Here is an 18,859-nt window from a genome sequence, read left to right on the forward strand (position 1 = left end):
GGCCGTGCTGAAGCGGCTGACGATAGGGGTGGCGGCGATCCTGCTGCTGGCCTTGGTGGGGCTGGCGTCGATGATCCGCATCGTGCCCGGGGACCCCGAGGCGTCGGTCGCCAGACCGGCTGCGCAGACTGCGGAAGCACCGCCTGCGGCGGGCGGCAATTGGACCCACCCGCTGCTTGTCGTGCCCGTGCAAGGCGTCCAGCGCTCGCAGATCGTCGACACCTGGGGCCAGGCACGCGCGAACGGCGCACGCACGCACCAGGCGAATGACATCATGGCGCCGGGCGGCACGCCGGTGATCGCCGCGGCGCCAGGCGTGATCGAGAAACTATTCTACAGCGAAGGCGGGGGCGGGATCACGCTCTACGTGCGCTCGCCGGACCGGCAATGGTGCTATTATTACGCGCATCTCCAGCGCTACGCCCCAGGGGTGGTCGAAGGGATGCAGGTCAAGGCCGGCGAGCTGCTCGGCTATGTCGGCGATACCGGCAATGCCGGCACCGGCAATTTCCACCTGCATTTCGCGATGTCGCACATGGAGCCGGCCGAGAGCTGGTGGAAGGGCCAGCCGGTCAATCCCTATCCTTTGCTTGCCGGACGCCGGAGCGCTCCCTAACCTGCGACCGGGGACACAGCAGGTGCGTGATGCAAGGCGGCTGCAATTGCCGGTATATTCGCTTCCGGATGAACTCGGCGCCGATCTTCGTGAACGGATGCCATTGCCGCGTCTGCCAGCGCGAGACCGGATCGGCGTTCGCGATCAATGCGATGATCGAGGCGGATCGGCTTGAAATCCTTACCGAAGGCGTGCCGGAGATCCTCGTCTCGCGGGTGGGCAGCGTGCCCCCGACGAGCAGCGCGCGCTGCCCGCGATGCGGCGTCGGCCTGTGGGGCACGCATCCCGATTTCGGGGAGGCGATCTACTTTGTTCGTGCTGGCACGCTGGACGAACGGGTCCTGCCCGACGCGCATTTCTTCACGGTGACTCGGCACCCGTTGGTCCATGTGCCCGACGACGTGCCGAGCTTTCCCGGGCTGCCGACCCCCGACGATCCGCCGCTGTGGAATGACGTGGCACAGGGCCGGATCGACGCGGCACTGGCGGCGCGCTTGCCCGAAGCGTGATGCGCGGCTAAGGCGCAGCCTTCGCTCTTTCTCAGCTTACAGGTCTCGATCCATGAAGATCAGCGGCGTGGACATCCGTCCCGGCAACATCATCGAATATGAAGGCGGCATCTGGAAGGCCGTCAAGATTCAGCACACCCAGCCCGGCAAGGGCGGTGCGTACATGCAGGTCGAGATGAAGAACCTCATCGACGGCCGCAAGAACAATGTCCGCTTCCGCTCGGCGGAGACGGTCGAGCGGGTGCGGCTCGACACGACGGACTTCCAGTTCCTGTTCCGCGACGGCGATGCGCTGACGTTCATGGACAAGGTGACCTACGACCAGATCACGCTCGATGCGGGCATCCTCGGCGACGCCGCGGCATTCCTGCAGGACGGCATGGACGTCGTGATGGAGCTGTACGACGAGCGCCCGATCAGCGTGCAGTTGCCCGACACGATCGAAGCGACGATCGTCGAGGCCGACGCGGTAGTGAAGGGCCAGACGGCCTCGTCTTCGTACAAGCCCGCGGTGCTCGAGAACGGCGTCCGCGTGATGGTCCCGCCGCATATTGCGAGCGGAACCCGGATCGTCGTCGACGTATACGAACAGACCTACGTCCGCCGGGCGGACTGATGATGCGGGTGCGCCTGCTCTTCGCGGCGGCGCTGTTCGCCGCTACGCCGGCAGGCGCGCAGACCCCTCCAGCAGCCGACCCCGCCGTTGCCGCCGGCAGGTGGCTGGGCGAGTTCGCGGCGCTGTCCGCCGAGCCCGCGACGGCCGTCGCGGCCTGCGGTCCTCAGCTCGGCAATGCGGTCGGTGCGGTCCACGACGCCGCGACGGCGCGCGCGACGCTGACTTCGATTCGGCCCTGCATGGAGCGGGTCCGTGCCGCCTATCGCCAGTCTGCGGAAGCGCTCGGCCGATTCAGGCCCGCGCCGCCGGAGGTTCGGACCAGCGCCCATTACGACCTGGATCGCCTCGTCGACGAACAGCGCAAGCAATTCGTCGGCGCGCTGAGCTATATGGACCAGCTCGATGCGTTTTTCACCAGGGTGGCCGCGAACGATCGCGCTGGCGCGGCGCAGATATTTCCCAAGCTGCGGGCAGGGGGAGCGGCGCTCGTCGACGGCACGATCCTGCAGCTTCGCGCATATCAGGCGGTTGGACGGTTCGGCTTCACCCGCAACGCGCTGGAGCTGCGGATCGTCGTGGCCGAAGCGACGAAACTGCCGATGACGGGGGCGGTCGGCCCGGCGGGCTTTGCGATCGGAGGCAGCTTGAACGCGCTGGTCCTCCGGGCGCGGGCGGCCGTCGCCGCGGTCCGCACCAGTTGGGAACAGGACAAGGTCACGCTCCGCGCGCTCGTCGGCGGTGACGCTTCGATGGAACAACTCATCGGTCCTTCGACGTTGTTCATCGATAGCATCGCAGCTTCGGGCGATGGGGTTGCGCTGGCGCTGCAGCGTGCCGGGCGTCGACCGGTCGTGCCGCTCACCGAAGTGGTCGCGCTTTTGAACGAACTCAATCGACACGAACTCGTACTCGCTAAATCCGTCCAGGATTTCGCGCAAACCCTTCAGACGATCGGCAAGTAATGGTTTCTCATTCCGGCATCATCACCGTCATCGAGCGCGCGGTCCGCAAGGCGGGGCCGCGGCTGCGGCGCGATTTCAACGAAGTCCAGCACCTCCAGGTGAGCCGCAAGGGGCCCGCGGACTTCGTCTCCGTGGCCGACCGGCGCGCAGAGGATACGCTGATCGAGGAGCTCCAGAAGGCGCGGCCCGATTGGGGCTTCCTCGTCGAGGAGCGCGGCGAGATCGCCGGCGATCCCGACAAGCCGCGCTGGATCATCGATCCGCTCGACGGCACCAGCAACTTCCTTCACGGCATCCCGCATTTCTGCATGTCGATCGCAGTCGAGGATCCGCACGGGGCGCAGGGCAAGCCCGAGATCACCCATGGCTATATCTACCAGCCGATCACCGACGAGAGCTTCTGGGCCGAAAAGGGCCGGGGCGCGTGGCTGCAGGACCAGCGCCTGCGCGTTTCGGCGCGGCGCGACCTCTCCGACGCGCTGATCGCAACGGGCATCCCTTTCCTCGGCCATGGCGATTTCGCCGAATGGAGCCGGATCTTCGGCGCAGTGGCGCCCGAAGTCGCGGGCATACGCCGGTTCGGCGCCGCGGCGCTCGATATGGCCTGGGTGGCGGCGGGACGGTTCGACGGCTTCTGGGAATCGAACCTCCAGCCCTGGGACGTCGCGGCGGGGATCTTGCTGGTCAGGGAAGCCGGCGGCTATGTCACCGATTTTCGCGGGCAGGACATGCCGCGTGAGCGCAACCAATACCTCGCGGCAAACGACGTGCTCCACAACAAGCTGCACAAGCTGGTTGCAGGTTCGCTGCGGAATAAGTGACTTGCCCGTCGTCCCGGGGAATGCCGGGATCTCGGGCCGCAAGCGGCGCTTGATTGCATGAGATCCCGGCTTTCGCCGGGATGACGGTTTTGCGCGTCTGAACCGTCACTTATTGCGAGTGATTCTCACACCTTCCGGGCCTTGCCGCACCCCCTCCACAGTCCTAAAGCGCCTCAAGTTTCCGCATCTGCGAGAAGGCACCTTGGTCGATCTAAGCGAATATCTGCCGATCCTGCTGTTCCTCGGCGTCGCGCTGGTGCTTTCGAGCGCTTTCGTGTTCCTGCCGATGCTGGTGGGCCGGCTCACCGGCACCCATCAGCCGACACCTGAGAAGCTCACCGAATATGAGTGCGGCTTCCCGGCGTTCGAGGATTCGCGCAGCCAGTTCGACGTGCGTTTCTACCTTGTCGCCATCCTGTTCATCATCTTCGATCTCGAGGCGGCGTTCCTGTATCCCTGGGCAGTATCGGTGTTCAAAATGGGTTCGGCCGGTGCCAGCTGGACAGCGTGGATCTCTATGATGATCTTCATTGCCGAGCTCGCGCTCGGACTGGTTTATGCGTGGAAGAAAGGTGCGTTGGAGTGGGAGTAGAACTCAGCCCTACCCAGAATCCTTTGGCGGCAGGGACGCTGCCCAATGTGGCGTTCCTCGACGACATCAATGCCGAGATCGGCGACAAGGGTTTCCTCGTCACGTCGACCGAGGAGCTGTTCCAATGGGCGCGGACCGGCAGCCTGTGGTGGATGACCTTCGGGCTCGCCTGCTGCGCGGTCGAGATGATCCACGTCAACATGCCGCGCTACGACATGGAGCGCTTCGGCGCCGCGCCGCGCGCTTCTCCGCGCCAGTCGGACGTGATGATCGTCGCGGGCACGCTCTGCAACAAGATGGCACCCGCCCTGCGCCGGGTCTACGACCAGATGTCCGAGCCCAAATACGTCATCTCGATGGGCAGTTGCGCCAATGGCGGCGGCTATTATCACTATAGCTACAGCGTCGTGCGCGGCTGCGACCGGATCGTGCCGGTGGATATCTACGTCCCCGGCTGCCCGCCGACCGCCGAGGCGTTGCTGTACGGGGTGATGCAGCTCCAGCGGAAGATCCGCCGCATCGGGACACTCGAACGGTGAGGGCACCTGCTCCGAAATATGCGCCCAATGACGGCGTGATCGAGGCTGCGCAGGCCGCGCTCGGCGATGCGATCGTCGAGAGCAAGGATGCCGTGGGCGAGGTCTCGCTGACCGTCGTGCGCGATCGTCTTGTCGAGGTAATGCTCGCGCTGCGCGACACGCCGGGTCTCGAATATCAGCAATTGAGCGAGATCGCCGGCGCCGATTATCCGTCGCGCGCCGAACGCTTCGACGTGGTCTACCAGCTGCTGTCGTTCACCCGGAATCACCGCATCCGCGTGCGGGTGACCACCGACGAAGAGAAGCCGGTGCCGTCGGTTACGGGGATCTGGCCGGTCGCCGGCTGGCTCGAGCGCGAAGTCTACGACATGTATGGCGTGCTGTTCGACGGCAACACCGATCTGCGCCGCATCCTCACCGATTACGGCTTTGTCGGGCATCCGCTGCGCAAGGACTTTCCGCAGACCGGCTATGTCGAGCTGCGTTACTCCGAAGAGGCCAAGCGCGTCGTCTATGAGCCGGTCAATCTGGCGCAGGATTTCCGCAACTTCGATTTCATGAGCCCATGGGAAGGGGCGGCCTATGTGCTGCCCGGCGACGAGAAGGCCGCACCCGGACCAGGGCCCGCCGACACGCCGCAGGCCAAGCCCGCCGCGCCCACGCCTCCGCCGAGCGACGCTCCCAAGGTCCCCGAGGCCAAGGGCGCGCCGACGCCGCTCAGCGCCGACGAGATCGCCAAGGCCGACTCGCCTTCGGTGAAGCCAACCGAGCCGCAGGCCAAGCGCTCGAAGACCAAGGACGGCCCGCAGGATACCGGAGCAGGCGACAGCGATCCCGGCAACCAGCCCGATCAGAAGCCCAAGGACTCGGACGTCATCCCCACCAAGGGTGAGGGGCAGAACCAATGACCGACACTGTCGACGAAATGATTGCGCGCGACGGCAAGGATCTCAACGATCCGACCACCGGCGACGTCGCCATCGCCAATTACACGATCAATTTCGGCCCGCAGCACCCCGCGGCGCACGGCGTGCTGCGCCTCGTCACCGAGCTGGACGGCGAGATCATCGAGCGGATCGATCCGCATATCGGGCTGCTCCACCGCGGCACCGAGAAACTGATCGAGTACAAGACCTACACTCAGGCTCTGCCGTATTTCGACCGCTTCGATTATTGCTCGCCGATGGCGATGGAGCACAGCTATGTGCTCGCGGTCGAGAAACTGCTCGACTTGGAAGTCCCGCTCCGCGCGCAATATCTCCGCGTGTTCTTCGCCGAGCTGACTCGCATCAAGAACCACATGCTCAACCTCGGTTCGCACGTCATGGACGTCGGCGCTATGACGCCGAACCTGTGGCTGTTCGAGCTGCGCGAAGACTGCATGAACTTCTACGAGCGCGCATCGGGCGCGCGGATGCACGCGAACTATTTCCGCGTCGGCGGCGTGCGGCAGGACGTGCCGCTCAAATTGCTCACCGATATCGCCGACTGGCTCGACACGCGGCTGCCGCGGCTGTTCGAGGATGCGATCAGCCTGGTCGCCGAGAACCGCATCTTCAAGCAGCGCAACGTCGACATCGCCGTGGTCAGCCGCGACGACGCGGTCAAATGGGGCTTTTCGGGCCCGATGATCCGCGCCGCGGGCATCCCCTGGGATATCCGGCGCTCGCAGCCATACGATGTGTACGACCGGATGGAGTTCGACGTGCCCGTCGGCACCCGCGGCGACTGCTATGACCGGTTCATGGTGCGCGTCGAGGAAGTCCGCCAATCGGCGCGGATCATGAAGCAGTGCCTGAACGAGATGCCCGAAGGCCCGGTGCTGACGCTCGACCGCAAGGTCGCGCCGCCGAGCCGCGGCGAGATGAAGCAATCGATGGAAGCGCTGATCCATCACTTCAAGCTGTTCACCGAAGGCTATCACGTCCCGGCGGGCGAGGTGTATGTCGCCACCGAGAGCCCCAAGGGCGAGTTCGGCGTGTATCTGGTGAGCGACGGCACCAACAAGCCGTATCGCTGCAAGGTTCGCCCGACAGCGTTCAGCCACCTCCAGGCGATGGACTTCATGACCAAGGGCCACATGCTCGCCGACATCACCGCGGTTCTGGGTGCGATGGATATCGTGTTCGGGGAGTGCGACCGGTGAGCGAGCCCGTAACCAACGAACTGATCTACTCGGTGCTTCAGAAGATGCAGGTGGACGTGTCCGAGCTGAAGTTCGACGTTCGCGATCTGAAGGTGCGCGTGACGGCGGCCGAAGAACATGTCGGCAGTCTCGTCATCGCGGTTTCCGGAACCAACAACCGCCTTGACCGGCTCACCGATCGCATCGAGCGGATCGACCGCCGCCTAGACCTGACGGACTCGCATAATGGCTGACGCACCCCAACTTCCCGACGAGGCCGAGACCCGCGCGCGCTGGGGCGCGTTTGCCTGGTCGCCCGAGAATGCCGAGAAGGCGCGCGAAATCCTCGGCCGCTATCCGGCGGGCCGGCAGCAGAGCTGCACGCTTCCGTATCTCGATCTCGCCCAGCGCCAGGTCGGTGCGGAGACCAACACGCAGGGCTGGCTGCCGGTGCCGGTGATCGAGTTCGTCGCGCGCGAACTCGGGCTGCCCTATATCCGCGTGTTCGAGGTCGCGACCTTCTACACGATGTTCAACCTCGTGCCGGTCGGCCGCTATCATGTGCAGGTCTGCGGGACGACGCCGTGCATGCTGCGCGGCAGCGACGACGTGCTCGCGGCGTGCAAGAGCCGCGGGATGCACAAGGGGCACACCACCGCCGACGGGCTGTTCACGCTGACCGAAGTCGAATGCCTCGGCAGCTGCGCATCGGCGCCGATGGTGCAGATCAACGACGACAATTTCGAGGATTTGGATTTCGACCGCACGATCGCGATCCTCGATGCACTGGCCAAGGGCGAGAGCCCCAAGACCGGCACGCAGGAGCCGGGACGGCACACCGTCGAAGCTTCCGGCGGCACGACCAACCTCACTGCGATGGTGACCGAGAACCACGATTATCGCGGGGAATGGGCATGAGCGCGGACACCAAGAATGTCCTGTTCGTCGTCCTCGCGGTCATCGGCGCGATCGTCGTCGGCGGCGTGCTGCTCAAGGTCGCGTTCAAATTGCTCGGACTCATCATCCTCGTCGGGCTCGCAGTGGTCGCGTACATCGTGATCCAGAAGCTCGTGGGGCAGGGGCGCTAAATGCTTCAGGACAAGGACCGCATCTTCACCAACGTCTACGGCTTCCAGCCATGGAACCTGCCGGCTGCGCGCATGCGCGGCGACTGGGACGATACCAAGACGCTGATGGCGCTCGGCCAGGACACGATCATCGACCGCGTCAAGGCCTCGGGCCTGCGCGGGCGTGGCGGCGCCGGCTTCCCGACCGGCACCAAATGGTCGTTCATGCCCAAGGAGCCACGGCCCGACCGGCCCAATTTCCTCGTGATCAACGCCGACGAGTCCGAGCCGGGCTCGTGCAAGGACCGCGAGATCATCCGCCACGATCCGCACAAGTTGATCGAAGGCGCGCTGATCGCCGGCTTCGCGATGCGCGCGCGCGCCGCCTATATCTATATCCGCGGCGAATATATCCGCGAGGCCGAGACGCTGTTCGCGGCGGTGCGCGAGGCCTATGATTCGGGCATGCTCGGCAAGAATGCCGCGGGCTCGGGCTATGATTTCGACGTGTTCGTCCATCGCGGCGCCGGCGCCTATATCTGCGGCGAAGAGACCGCGATGCTCGAGAGCCTCGAGGGCAAGAAGGGCCAGCCGCGGCTGAAACCCCCGTTCCCGGCGGGTGCCGGCCTCTATGGCTGTCCGACCACGGTCAACAATGTCGAATCGATCGCGGTCGTCCCGACGATCCTGCGGCGCGGGCCGGAGTGGTTTTCCAGCTTCGGTGCCGAGAACAACAAGGGCACCAAGCTCTTCCAGATCAGCGGCCATGTGAACAAGCCGGTGGTGGTCGAGGAAGCGATGAGCATCAGCTTCCGCGAGCTGATCGAGACGCATTGCGGCGGCATCCGCGGCGGCTGGGACAATCTGCTCGCAGTGATCCCCGGCGGCTCGTCGGTGCCGCTGGTTCCCGCGGCGCAGATCATGGACTGTGCGATGGACTTCGACGGGCTGAGGGCCGTCGGCTCAGGCCTCGGCACCGCCGCGGTGATCGTGATGGACAAATCGACCGACATCGTCCGCGCGATCAGCCGCCTCAGCTATTTCTACAAGCATGAGAGCTGCGGCCAATGCACGCCGTGCCGCGAAGGCACCGGCTGGATGTGGCGGGTGATGGAGCGGCTGCGCACTGGAGACGCCGACATCAGCGAGATCGACACGCTGCATCAGGTCACCAAGCAGGTCGAAGGCCACACGATCTGCGCGCTCGGCGACGCCGCGGCGTGGCCGATCCAGGGCCTGATCCGCCATTTCCGCCCCGAGATCGAGCGGCGGATCAACGAACGCAACGGCACCGGCACCGCGCCGATGCAAGAGGCTGCCGAATAATGCCCAAGCTCAAAGTAGACGGTATCGAAGTCGAAGTGCCGCAGGGCGCGACGGTGCTCCAGGCCTGCGAGGCCGCGGGCAAGGAGATTCCGCGCTTCTGCTATCATGAGCGGCTGTCGATCGCCGGCAATTGCCGCATGTGCCTTGTCGAAGTGAAGCCCGGGCCGCCCAAGCCGCAGGCTTCGTGCGCGCTGCCCGCCGCCGACAATCAGGAAATCCGCACCGACAGCCCGATGGTCAAGGCCGCGCGCGAAGGCGTGATGGAATTCCTGCTGATCAACCACCCGCTCGATTGCCCGATCTGCGATCAGGGCGGCGAATGCGACCTGCAGGACCAGTCGATCGCCTATGGCAAGGGCCATAGCCGTTACACCGAGAACAAGCGCGCGGTGACCGAGAAATATATGGGTCCGATCATCAAGACGATCATGACCCGCTGCATCCAGTGCACCCGCTGCGTGCGCTTCGGCGAGGAAGTCGCCGGGGTGGACGAAATCGGCGCGATCTATCGCGGCGAGGACATGCAGATCACGACCTATCTGGAGAAGGCGTTCAAGAGCGAGCTCTCCGGCAACACCGTCGATCTCTGCCCGGTCGGCGCGCTGACCCACAAGCCGGTGGCGTTCGAATATCGGCCCTGGGAGCTCAAGCGGAACCTGTCGATCGACGTGATGGACGCAGTCGGCACGAATATCCGCGCCGACAGCCGCGGCCGCCAGGTGATGCGCGTGCTTCCGCGGATCAACGAGGACGTCAACGAGGAATGGGCGCACGACAAGACGCGCTATCATGTCGACGGGCTCGTCCGTCGGCGGCTCGACCGGCCGTTCGTGCGGCGCGACGGCAAATTGGTCGAGGCGAGCTGGGACGAGGCGTTCGATGCGATCGCCGCCGTGAATGCCGGGTCGAGCGTCGCAGCGATCGCCGGCGATTTGCTCGATTGCGAGACGATGTATGCCGCCAAGGCGCTGCTCAAGGGCCTCGGATCGGAGCTGCTCGAGAGCCGCCAGACCGGCATGGCCTATGACGTGTCGAGCCTTGGCGCAGTCGCGTTCAACCCGACCATCGCGGGCGTCGAGGAGGCCGATGCGATCCTGCTGATCGGCAGCAACCTGCGTTGGGAAGCGCCGCTGATCAACACGCGGATCCGCAAGGCAATCAAGAAGGGCGCCAAGGTTTTCGCGATCGGGCCCGAGGTCGACCTGACCTACAAGCTCGAATGGCTGGGCAACGATCTGTCGCTGCTCGGCAAGCTGCCCGATCAGGTGGTCCAGGCGTTCGACGGGGCGAGCAAGCCGCTCGTCATCGTCGGGCCGGGCGCACTCAAGGACGGGTTCGGCGGGGCACTGGCGCTGGTCGAGCCGATGAACCTTGTCCGCGAGGGCTGGAACGGCTTCGGTGTGATCCACACCGCCGCGGCGCGGATGGGCGCGCTGATGCTCGGCTTTGCGCAGAGGGGCGGTATCGCCGATGTGGTTGCCGCCGCGCCCAAGCTGACTTTCTTCCTAGGCGCCGACGAAGTCGATTTCTCGAAATTCGCGAACAGCTTCAAGGTGTTCATCGGCCATCATGGCGACAAGGGCGCGCATCATGCCGATGTGATCCTGCCCTCGGCGACCTATGCCGAGAAGCCGGGGACCTATGTGAACCTCGAAGGCCGCGTCCAGCACGCCGACCGCGCGGTGTTCGCGCCGGGCGACGCGCGCGAGGACTGGTCGATCCTGCGTGCGCTCTCCGACCGGCTCGGCCGGACCTTGCCGTTCGACAGCTTCGACGAACTGCGTGCTGCGATGGCGGCGGAAGTGCCGGCGCTAGGGCAGGAGGGTCTGGTGACCTTCCCATGGGCTGCGCCCGCGCTTTCCGCGACCTCCACGGGTTCGGTAACCTATCCGATCGCCGACTTCTACCTGACCAACGCGATCTGCCGCGCGTCGCCGACGATGCAGCGCTGCTCGGCCGAACTGCTCCACGGCGAGGAATTTGCGGAGGCAGCGGAATGACCGCCTTCTTCCAGAACACCATCGGCCTGCCGTTCGGCTGGGCGTGGTTCGTCGCGACGATCGTCGGGATCCTCGTGATCGCGCTGCCGCTGATGCTGGCGGTGGCGATGATCATCTATGCCGACCGCAAGATCTGGGCGGCGATGGCGCTGCGCCGCGGCCCTAACGTGGTCGGCCCGTTCGGCTTGCTGCAGAGCTTCGCCGACGGGCTCAAAGTGTTCCTCCAGGAAACCATCATCCCGTCGAGCGCGAACAAGGTCCTGTTCCTGATCGCACCGATCATCACCTTCACGGTCGCATTGATCGTTTGGGCGGTGGTGCCGTTCCAGCTCGGGGTGGTGCTCTCCAACATCAATGTCGGGCTGCTCTACATTCTCGCGGCCTCCTCGCTCGGCGTCTACGGGATCATCCTCGCGGGCTGGTCGTCCAACTCGAAATATCCGTTCTATTCGGCGATCCGCGCCGCGGCGCAGATGGTGAGCTACGAAGTCTCGATCGGCTTCGTCTTGGTCTCGCTGGTGCTGTGGGCGGGGACGTTCAACCTCTCCGGCATCGTCGACCAGCAGCAGGGCCATGTCCTCGGCTTCCTCAACGGCTTCGGGTTCAACCCCTTGCTGTTCCCGATGGCGGTGGTGTTCTTCATCTCGTCGCTCGCCGAAACCCAGCGCGCGCCGTTCGATTTGACCGAGGCCGAGTCCGAGCTCGTCGCGGGCTATCAGACCGAATATTCGTCGATGAGCTTCGCACTCTACTGGCTCGGCGAATATGCCAATGTGCTGCTGATGTGCACGCTCAACGCGACGCTCTTCTGGGGCGGCTATCTGCCCCCGTTCGACTGGGCGCCGCTCTACTGGGTCCCCGGCATAATCTGGCTGTTCGCCAAGATCCTGTTCTTCTTCTTCGTGTTCAGCTGGGTGAAGGCGACCGTCCCGCGCTATCGCTACGACCAGCTGATGCGGCTGGGCTGGAAAATCTTCCTGCCGCTGTCGCTGACCTTCGTGTTCCTCGTTTCCGGGTATCTGATGATTGCCCGGGTTGGATTGCCCGCATGAGCGTTGCCCAGATCATCCGTTCCTACACGCTGTGGGAGTTCCTCAAGGCGCACTGGCTGACCTTGCGGTATTTCTTCAAGGCCAAGGCGACGATCAACTATCCGTACGAGAAGAACCCGATCTCGCCTCGCTTCCGCGGCGAGCACGCGCTGCGCCGCTATGCCAATGGCGAAGAGCGCTGCATCGCGTGCAAACTCTGCGAGGCGGTGTGCCCGGCACTGGCGATCACGATCGAGGCCGAGCCGCGCGACGACGGCAGCCGCCGCACGACGCGCTACGACATCGACATGACCAAGTGCATCTATTGCGGGCTGTGCCAGGAGGCGTGCCCGGTCGATGCGATCGTCGAGGGGCCGAACTTCGAATTCTCGACCGAGACGCGCGAAGAGCTGATCTACGACAAGGACAAATTGCTCGCCAACGGCGACCGCTGGGAGCGCGCGATCGCCGCGAACCTTGCCGCCGATGCACCGTACCGTTAATGCCCCGCCAAATTCACCCAACCCCCGTTCGGGCTGAGCCTGTCGAAGCCCGCCTCGCGATCGCGAGCGCGCCCTTCGACAAGCTCAGGGCGAACGGAAAGACTGGAATGCGAGTCCGTTGATCCAGCTCATCGCCTTTTACTTGTTCGCAGTCGTCGTCATCGCCTCTGGGGCGCTGACGATCCTGTCGCGCAACCCGGTGCATTCGGTGCTCTGGCTGATCCTTGCGTTCTTCAACGCGGCGGGGCTGATGGTGCTCGCCGGCGCCGAGTTCATCGCGATGCTGCTCGTCATCGTCTATGTCGGCGCGGTCGCGGTCTTGTTCCTGTTCGTCGTGATGATGCTCGACATCGACTTCGCCGAATTGCGCGCCGGGGTGATGCGCTATGCCGCGATCGGGCTGGCGCTCGCCGTCGCGCTGGTCGCCGAGATAATCATCGCGATCGGCGCCTGGAGCGCGGGCGGGCTCCAGCTCGGCCGCCGCATCGCGCCGATCGAAAGCGACGTTCCCAATATCGAGGCGATCGGCCGGCTGCTCTACACGCGGTACTTGTTCATCTTCGAGGGCGCCGGGCTGGTGCTGCTCGTCGCGATGATCGGCGCGATCGTGCTTACCTATCGCCAGCGCAGCGACGTCCGTCCGCAGAATGTCAGCCGCCAGATCAACCGCCGTTCCAAGGATGCGACGCGCAACATGAACCCACCGGTCGGGCAGGGGGTCGAGCTGTGATCGGCGTCACCCATTATCTCGTCGTCAGCGCGATCCTGTTCACGCTCGGCGTGCTCGGCATCTTCATGAACCGGAAGAACCTCATCGTCATCCTGATGGCGATCGAGCTGATCCTGCTCGCGGTGAACCTCAATTTCGTCGCTTTCTCGGCGGCGCTGAGCGATCTCGTCGGGCAGGTGTTCGCGATGTTCGTGCTGACCGTCGCGGCCGGCGAGGCCGCGATCGGGCTCGCCATTCTTGTCATCTATTTCCGTAGCCGGGGCACGATCTCGGTCGACGACGTCAATCGGATGAAGGGCTGATGTCGCCGATTCTCCTCATCGTATTCCTGCCGCTGCTCGCGGCGGTGATCGCCGGGCTGTCGAACAAGGCGTTCGGCAGCGTGCTGCCGAAGGTGCTGACCACGGGCGCGCTGTTCGCCTCGTGCGCACTGTCGTGGCCGATCTTCCTACAGTATCTCCACGGTGCGGAGGCGACCGTGGTTCCGGTGCTCACCTGGATGCACTCGGGCGATTTCACTTCCGAATGGGCGCTGCGGGTCGACTCGCTGACCGCGGTCATGCTGGTGGTGATCACCAGCGTCTCGGCGCTCGTCCACCTCTATAGCTGGGGCTATATGAGCGAGGACCCCGATCAGCCGCGCTTTTTCGCCTATCTCTCGCTGTTCACGTTCGCGATGCTGATGCTGGTGACCGCGAACAATCTCGTCCAGATGTTCTTCGGCTGGGAAGGCGTAGGTCTCGCTTCCTACCTCCTCATCGGCTTCTGGTTCCGCAAGCCCTCGGCAAACGCCGCGGCGATCAAGGCGTTCGTGGTCAACCGCGTCGGCGATCTCGGCTTCATGCTCGGCATCTTCGGCACCTTCCTGGTGTTCGGCACGATCGACATTCCGACGATCCTCGCCGCCGCGCCCAACATGGCCGGCTCGACGATCGGCTTCCTCGGCACGCGCTGGGATACGATGACGATCCTGTGCCTGCTGCTGTTCCTCGGCGCGATGGGCAAGTCTGCGCAGCTCGGGCTGCACACCTGGTTGCCCGACGCGATGGAGGGCCCGACTCCGGTGTCGGCGCTAATCCACGCGGCGACGATGGTCACCGCCGGCGTGTTCATGGTCTGCCGGCTGTCGCCGATGTTCGAGACCAGCCCGGTAGCGCTCGGCGTCGTGACATTCATCGGCGCCGCGACCTGCCTGTTTGCCGCGACCGTCGGTCTCGTCCAGACCGACATCAAGCGCGTGATCGCCTATTCGACCTGCTCGCAGCTCGGCTACATGTTCTTCGCCGCCGGCGTCGGCGCCTATGGCGCGGCGATGTTCCATCTGTTCACCCATGCCTTCTTCAAGGCTTTGCTGTTCCTCGGCGCCGGCTCGGTGATCCATGCGATGCATCACGAGCAGGACATGCGCTTCTATGGGGGCCTGCGGAAGCAGATCCCGATCACCTTCTGGACGATGATGGCGGGCACGCTGGCGATCACCGGCGTCGGCATTCCCGGCGTGTTCGACGGAGTCGCAGCAATCGGTTTCGCCGGCTTCCACTCGAAGGATGCGATCATCGAGGCGGCATGGGCCGCGGGGGTGCCGAGCGCCTTCTGGGTTGGCGTGTTCGTCGCCTTGCTCACCAGCTTCTATTCGTGGCGCGTCGTCTTCCTGACCTTCTACGGCAAGCCGCGCTGGGCAGGCTCGGAGCATATCCAGCACGCAGTGCACGACGCGCATGGTCATGGTCATGAAGCGCACCACGACGATGCCCCTTCGACCGAGGATGCCGGGCACGCGCCCGATGCGCATCATGCCGCGCATGATCACGCTCCCGAGGGCACCGCGGGCTATCACCCGCACGAAAGCCCGTGGGTGATGCTGATCCCGCTGCTGCTGCTGTCGATCGGCGCGATCTTCGCCGGCTTCGTTTTCCACGGCTTCTTCATCGACGCCGAAGAGGGCGCGCATTTCTGGAACGGGTCGCTGGCGTTCAACGAACATCTGATGCACGCGATGCACGGCGTCCCGCTGGGCGTGAAGCTCTCGGCGACGATCGCGATGCTGCTCGGGCTCGGCTTCTCTTGGTACGTCTATATCGGCAAGCCCGGTCTCGCCGCCGCCATCGCGGAGAATTTCCGCGTGGTGCACACCTTCCTGCTCAACAAATGGTATTTCGACGAGCTCTACAACTTCCTGTTCGTGCGCCCGGCATTCGCCATCGGCCGCGTGCTGTGGAAGGCGGGTGACGAGAAGACCATCGATCGCTTCGGCCCCAACGGGCTCGCCAACATCATCCGCTTGGGCAGCGTCGGCGCGGTCAGGCTGCAATCGGGATATCTTTACACCTATGCGTTCATCATGCTGATCGGCCTCACTGCCGCGCTGACCTGGGTGATCGCAGGATGAGCGGCGTGCCCATTCTCACCATCATGCTGCTCGTCCCCGCCGTCGCGGCGGTGGCGTGCCTGTTCACCAATGCGCAGACCGCGCGCTGGATCGCCCTGATCGCGACGTTGGTCGACTTCGTCCTGGGCATCGTGCTGTGGGCGAGCTTCCAGGTCGGGCCCGATGCGGCGCAATGGCAGTTCGTCGAATATTCGGCCTTGTTCGGCAAGCCCGACGGCGTGAGCTTCGCCTGGGCGCTGGGCATCGACGGCTATGCGCTGATGCTGATCATGCTGTCGGTGTTCCTGATGCCGATCTGCATCGGCGCCAGCTGGAAGGCGATCGAGAACCGCGTTCCCGAATATATGGCCGCGATGCTCGCCACCGAATTGCTGATGATCGGCACCTTCGCGGCGCAGGACCTGTTCCTGTTCTACATCTTCTTCGAAGGCGGACTGATCCCGATGTTCCTGATCATCGGGATCTGGGGCGGCGCGAACCGTATCTACGCGTCGTACAAGTTCTTCCTGTACACGCTGCTGGGCAGCCTCGTGATGCTGATCGCGATGCTCTACATGGCGATGGACGCGGGCACCTCGAGCATTCCGGTGCTGATGGCGCACGATTTCCCGGCGCATGTCCAGACATGGTTGTGGCTCGCATTCTTCGCCTCGTTCGCGGTCAAGATGCCGATGTGGCCGGTCCACACCTGGCTTCCCGACGCGCACGTCCAGGCACCGACCGCAGGGTCGGTGATCCTTGCCGGCGTCCTGCTCAAGCTCGGCGGCTACGGCTTCCTGCGCTTCTCGCTGCCGATGTTCCCCGAGGCTTCGGCGCAACTGATGTGGCTTGTGTTCGCATTGTCATGTGTCGCGGTGGTCTACACCTCGCTGGTCGCCTTGGTGCAGAGCGACATGAAGAAGCTGATCGCTTATTCCTCGGTCGCGCACATGGCGATCGTGACGATGGGGCTGTTCGCGTTCAACGCGCAGGGCATCGACGGCGCGATGATGGTCATGCTCGGCCATGGCCTGGTCTCGGGCGCGCTCTTCCTCTGCGTCGGCGTGATCTACGATCGCCTGCACACGCGCGAGATCGACCGCTACGGCGGCCTTGCGATCAACATGCCGCGCTACGCGACCTTGTTCCTGCTGTTCACCATGGCGTCGGTGGGGTTGCCGGGGACGAGCAACTTCGTAGGCGAGTTCCTTGGGCTGGCAGGCGTATACAAGGTCTCGACGGTGACGGCGTTGATCGGCACCACCGGGATCATTCTCGGCGCGGCGTACATGCTGTGGCTTTTCCGCCGCGTCGTGTGGGGCGATCTGACCAAGGATGACGTCCGCGCGATGCCCGATCTTTCGCTGCGCGAGATAGCGCTGCTCGGGCCGATCGCCGCGGCAGTGCTGTGGATGGGTGTTTATCCCGAGAGCTTCCTAGCGCCGATGCGTGCCGACACCGTTCGGCTTGTCGAGCGGCTGTCGCGCGCGGCACCTGCCGGCGATTCCAAACCCACCCCGGGCCACCCGGCGGCGCCTGCACATGGCGAAGCTCATGGTGAAGCACCTGCGCATGGGGGTGCGCACTGATGGATTATTCGACGCAATTGCTGATGAGCCTGCCCGAACTGGTGCTGGCGGTCGGCGCGATCGTGCTGATGCTGGTTGCCGCATGGGGCGGCCAGGCTTCGACCAGGCTGGTGAGCTGGGCTTCGGTCGCAGTGCTGATCGGCGCGGGGATCGCGCTCGCCGGACCGGCTTCGGCCGGTGGTTCGGCGTTCGGCGGGCTTTACCGCGCGGATATGTTCGCAGCCTTCGCCAAGGTGCTGATTTTCGCGGCTGCTGCCGTCTCGATCATCATCGCGCCGCGCTTCTTTCAGCGCACCTCTGGCGACGATCTGCGCCCCGAATATCCGGTACTGATCCTGCTTTCGACCGCGGGCATGGGAATGATGGTCTCCGCCGGCGACTTGCTCACGCTCTATGTCGGGCTCGAGCTGCAGAGCCTCTCGGCCTATGTGCTGGCGAGCTTCATGCGCCGCGATACGCGCTCGGCCGAGGCGGGGCTGAAGTATTTCGTGCTCGGCGCGCTGGCCTCGGGGATCCTGCTCTACGGAATCAGCCTGGTCTACGGCTTCTCGGGCACGACATTGTTCGACGGCATCGCGCAGGCTTATGGCGGAATCCGCGCGGACGGGCACGATTTCGGCCTGATGTTCGGGCTGGTGTTCGTCTTCGCCGGGCTCGCGTTCAAGATGAGCGCCGTGCCGTTCCACATGTGGACGCCGGACGTCTATGAAGGCGCGCCGACGCCGGTGACCGCATTCTTCGCCTCGGCGCCCAAGGTCGCGGCGGTCGCGCTGGCGGTGCGGGTTGCGGTCGAGGCGATGGGGCCGGCGCTGCACGACTGGCGGCAGATCGTGATCTTCGCGGCACTCGCTTCGATCCTGCTCGGCGCGGTGGCGGCGATCGGGCAGAGCAACATCAAGCGGCTGCTGGCTTACTCGTCGATCAACAATGTCGGCTTCGCGCTGGTTGGCCTCGCCGCCGGCACCGAGCGGGGCATCGCCGGCGTGCTGGTTTATATGACGATCTACATCGTCATGACGCTCGGATCGTTCCTCGTCGTGCTGCAGATGCGCGGCGCCGATGGCGAGCCGGTCGAGAGCATCGCCAGCCTCTCCGGCATGTCGCGGACGCGGCCCGGGCTGGCGCTGGCGTTGATGATCTTCATGCTCAGTCTTGCCGGCATTCCGCCTTTGTTCGGCTTCTACGCCAAGTTCGCGGTGTTCGAGGCGGCGGTGGCGGCCGGGCTGTTCCCGCTCGCGGTGGTCGGCATCGCGGCGTCGACGATCGGTGCGTTCTATTACCTCAAGATCGTCAAGACGATGTACTTCGACGAACCGGCACCGGCCTTCGAAGGCAACACCGATGTCGTCGAGGGCGGACTTATCGCAGTGTCGGCGCTGTTCGTGTCGCCGCTCGGCTATCTGCTGATCCCGGCGCTGGGCGCATGGACCACGCTCGCCGCGAAAGCGCTGTTCTGAGCCAGGTG

General features: G+C 64.7%; 21 protein-coding genes. All 21 read left to right on the forward strand.

Going from position 1 to position 18,859, the window contains the following annotated elements; all coding sequences use genetic code 11:
- Positions 1–4: 4 nt before the first annotated feature.
- The 21 genes from E5A73_RS02205 (at position 5) to nuoN (ending at position 18,851) form a co-directional block, all read left to right on the forward strand.
- On the forward strand, positions 5–616 hold the full coding sequence (locus E5A73_RS02205) for a M23 family metallopeptidase (protein ID WP_168355774.1): 612 nt from the start codon (positions 5–7) through the stop codon (positions 614–616).
- A 29-nt stretch (positions 617–645) separates the two neighbouring features.
- A complete protein-coding gene (locus tag E5A73_RS02210) occupies positions 646–1,125 on the forward strand; it encodes a GFA family protein (protein ID WP_135962149.1) in 480 nt (159 codons plus the stop codon).
- Between the two features lie 52 nt (positions 1,126–1,177).
- Positions 1,178–1,741 carry an elongation factor P gene (gene efp, locus E5A73_RS02215; RefSeq protein WP_135962150.1) on the forward strand — a complete coding sequence of 188 codons (564 nt, stop codon included), beginning with the start codon at positions 1,178–1,180 and terminating at the stop codon, positions 1,739–1,741.
- Positions 1,741–2,703: a hypothetical protein gene (locus E5A73_RS02220; RefSeq protein ID WP_135962151.1), complete on the forward strand. Its 963-nt coding sequence runs from the start codon at positions 1,741–1,743 to the stop codon at positions 2,701–2,703. The genes efp and E5A73_RS02220 overlap by 1 nt, the downstream gene beginning before the upstream one ends.
- Complete coding sequence (locus tag E5A73_RS02225) at positions 2,703–3,524, forward strand: inositol monophosphatase family protein (protein ID WP_135962152.1); 822 nt, start codon at positions 2,703–2,705, stop codon at positions 3,522–3,524. The genes E5A73_RS02220 and E5A73_RS02225 overlap by 1 nt, the downstream gene beginning before the upstream one ends.
- Positions 3,525–3,726: 202 nt before the next feature.
- The gene (gene ndhC, locus E5A73_RS02230) at positions 3,727–4,116 is read left to right on the forward strand and encodes an NADH-quinone oxidoreductase subunit A (protein WP_135962153.1); all 390 of its coding nucleotides are present in this window, start codon (positions 3,727–3,729) and stop codon (positions 4,114–4,116) included.
- Positions 4,107–4,655: a NuoB/complex I 20 kDa subunit family protein gene (locus E5A73_RS02235; protein WP_135962154.1), complete on the forward strand. Its 549-nt coding sequence runs from the start codon at positions 4,107–4,109 to the stop codon at positions 4,653–4,655. Before ndhC ends, E5A73_RS02235 begins: the two co-directional genes overlap by 10 nt.
- Positions 4,652–5,563 carry an NADH-quinone oxidoreductase subunit C gene (locus E5A73_RS02240; protein WP_135962155.1) on the forward strand — a complete coding sequence of 304 codons (912 nt, stop codon included), beginning with the start codon at positions 4,652–4,654 and terminating at the stop codon, positions 5,561–5,563. Before E5A73_RS02235 ends, E5A73_RS02240 begins: the two co-directional genes overlap by 4 nt.
- Positions 5,560–6,801, forward strand: a complete 1,242-nt coding sequence (locus E5A73_RS02245) for an NADH-quinone oxidoreductase subunit D (protein ID WP_135962156.1) — start codon at positions 5,560–5,562, stop codon at positions 6,799–6,801. The genes E5A73_RS02240 and E5A73_RS02245 overlap by 4 nt, the downstream gene beginning before the upstream one ends.
- Positions 6,798–7,034, forward strand: coding sequence for a hypothetical protein (locus E5A73_RS02250; RefSeq protein ID WP_135962157.1), 237 nt, complete (start codon positions 6,798–6,800; stop codon positions 7,032–7,034). The genes E5A73_RS02245 and E5A73_RS02250 overlap by 4 nt, the downstream gene beginning before the upstream one ends.
- On the forward strand, positions 7,027–7,698 hold the full coding sequence (locus E5A73_RS02255; RefSeq protein WP_135962158.1) for a complex I 24 kDa subunit family protein: 672 nt from the start codon (positions 7,027–7,029) through the stop codon (positions 7,696–7,698). The genes E5A73_RS02250 and E5A73_RS02255 overlap by 8 nt, the downstream gene beginning before the upstream one ends.
- The gene (locus tag E5A73_RS21160; protein WP_168355776.1) at positions 7,695–7,868 is read left to right on the forward strand and encodes a hypothetical protein; all 174 of its coding nucleotides are present in this window, start codon (positions 7,695–7,697) and stop codon (positions 7,866–7,868) included. Before E5A73_RS02255 ends, E5A73_RS21160 begins: the two co-directional genes overlap by 4 nt.
- Positions 7,869–9,173: an NADH-quinone oxidoreductase subunit NuoF gene (nuoF, locus tag E5A73_RS02260; RefSeq protein ID WP_135962159.1), complete on the forward strand. Its 1,305-nt coding sequence runs from the start codon at positions 7,869–7,871 to the stop codon at positions 9,171–9,173. It abuts the gene before it with no gap.
- Positions 9,173–11,173: an NADH-quinone oxidoreductase subunit NuoG gene (gene nuoG, locus E5A73_RS02265; protein WP_135962160.1), complete on the forward strand. Its 2,001-nt coding sequence runs from the start codon at positions 9,173–9,175 to the stop codon at positions 11,171–11,173. Before nuoF ends, nuoG begins: the two co-directional genes overlap by 1 nt.
- Positions 11,170–12,225, forward strand: coding sequence for an NADH-quinone oxidoreductase subunit NuoH (nuoH, locus tag E5A73_RS02270; RefSeq protein WP_135962161.1), 1,056 nt, complete (start codon positions 11,170–11,172; stop codon positions 12,223–12,225). The genes nuoG and nuoH overlap by 4 nt, the downstream gene beginning before the upstream one ends.
- Entirely contained in the window at positions 12,222–12,707 is a 486-nt protein-coding gene (gene nuoI, locus E5A73_RS02275) for an NADH-quinone oxidoreductase subunit NuoI (RefSeq protein WP_135962162.1), read from the forward strand. The genes nuoH and nuoI overlap by 4 nt, the downstream gene beginning before the upstream one ends.
- Positions 12,708–12,825: 118 nt before the next feature.
- On the forward strand, positions 12,826–13,437 hold the full coding sequence (locus E5A73_RS02280) for an NADH-quinone oxidoreductase subunit J (RefSeq protein ID WP_135962163.1): 612 nt from the start codon (positions 12,826–12,828) through the stop codon (positions 13,435–13,437).
- Positions 13,434–13,739 (forward strand): NADH-quinone oxidoreductase subunit NuoK, encoded by a 306-nt coding sequence (gene nuoK, locus E5A73_RS02285; protein ID WP_135962164.1) that lies wholly within the window; start codon positions 13,434–13,436, stop codon positions 13,737–13,739. Before E5A73_RS02280 ends, nuoK begins: the two co-directional genes overlap by 4 nt.
- Positions 13,739–15,826 (forward strand): NADH-quinone oxidoreductase subunit L, encoded by a 2,088-nt coding sequence (gene nuoL, locus E5A73_RS02290; RefSeq protein ID WP_135962165.1) that lies wholly within the window; start codon positions 13,739–13,741, stop codon positions 15,824–15,826. Before nuoK ends, nuoL begins: the two co-directional genes overlap by 1 nt.
- Positions 15,823–17,394, forward strand: a complete 1,572-nt coding sequence (locus E5A73_RS02295; protein ID WP_135962166.1) for an NADH-quinone oxidoreductase subunit M — start codon at positions 15,823–15,825, stop codon at positions 17,392–17,394. Before nuoL ends, E5A73_RS02295 begins: the two co-directional genes overlap by 4 nt.
- Positions 17,394–18,851, forward strand: coding sequence for an NADH-quinone oxidoreductase subunit NuoN (gene nuoN / locus E5A73_RS02300; RefSeq protein WP_135962167.1), 1,458 nt, complete (start codon positions 17,394–17,396; stop codon positions 18,849–18,851). Before E5A73_RS02295 ends, nuoN begins: the two co-directional genes overlap by 1 nt.
- Positions 18,852–18,859 lie beyond the last annotated feature (8 nt).

The sequence above is a fragment of the Sphingomonas gei genome (genome assembly GCF_004792685.1).
Taxonomy (GTDB): Bacteria; Pseudomonadota; Alphaproteobacteria; order Sphingomonadales; family Sphingomonadaceae; genus Sphingomonas; species Sphingomonas gei.

Excerpts from the sequence above, each read along its gene's own strand:
- E5A73_RS02210 (WP_135962149.1), top strand. The coding sequence starts at position 646 with ATGCAAGGCGGCTGCAATTGCCGGTATATTCGCTTCCGGATGAACTCG.
- efp (WP_135962150.1), top strand. The coding sequence starts at position 1,178 with ATGAAGATCAGCGGCGTGGACATCCGTCCCGGCAACATCATCGAATAT.
- E5A73_RS02220 (WP_135962151.1), top strand. The coding sequence starts at position 1,741 with ATGATGCGGGTGCGCCTGCTCTTCGCGGCGGCGCTGTTCGCCGCTACG.
- E5A73_RS02225 (WP_135962152.1), top strand. The coding sequence starts at position 2,703 with ATGGTTTCTCATTCCGGCATCATCACCGTCATCGAGCGCGCGGTCCGC.
- E5A73_RS02245 (WP_135962156.1), top strand. The coding sequence starts at position 5,560 with ATGACCGACACTGTCGACGAAATGATTGCGCGCGACGGCAAGGATCTC.
- E5A73_RS02255 (WP_135962158.1), top strand. The coding sequence starts at position 7,027 with ATGGCTGACGCACCCCAACTTCCCGACGAGGCCGAGACCCGCGCGCGC.
- E5A73_RS21160 (WP_168355776.1), top strand. The coding sequence starts at position 7,695 with ATGAGCGCGGACACCAAGAATGTCCTGTTCGTCGTCCTCGCGGTCATC.
- nuoF (WP_135962159.1), top strand. The coding sequence starts at position 7,869 with ATGCTTCAGGACAAGGACCGCATCTTCACCAACGTCTACGGCTTCCAG.
- nuoG (WP_135962160.1), top strand. The coding sequence starts at position 9,173 with ATGCCCAAGCTCAAAGTAGACGGTATCGAAGTCGAAGTGCCGCAGGGC.
- nuoH (WP_135962161.1), top strand. The coding sequence starts at position 11,170 with ATGACCGCCTTCTTCCAGAACACCATCGGCCTGCCGTTCGGCTGGGCG.
- nuoI (WP_135962162.1), top strand. The coding sequence starts at position 12,222 with ATGAGCGTTGCCCAGATCATCCGTTCCTACACGCTGTGGGAGTTCCTC.
- nuoL (WP_135962165.1), top strand. The coding sequence starts at position 13,739 with ATGTCGCCGATTCTCCTCATCGTATTCCTGCCGCTGCTCGCGGCGGTG.
- E5A73_RS02295 (WP_135962166.1), top strand. The coding sequence starts at position 15,823 with ATGAGCGGCGTGCCCATTCTCACCATCATGCTGCTCGTCCCCGCCGTC.
- nuoN (WP_135962167.1), top strand. The coding sequence starts at position 17,394 with ATGGATTATTCGACGCAATTGCTGATGAGCCTGCCCGAACTGGTGCTG.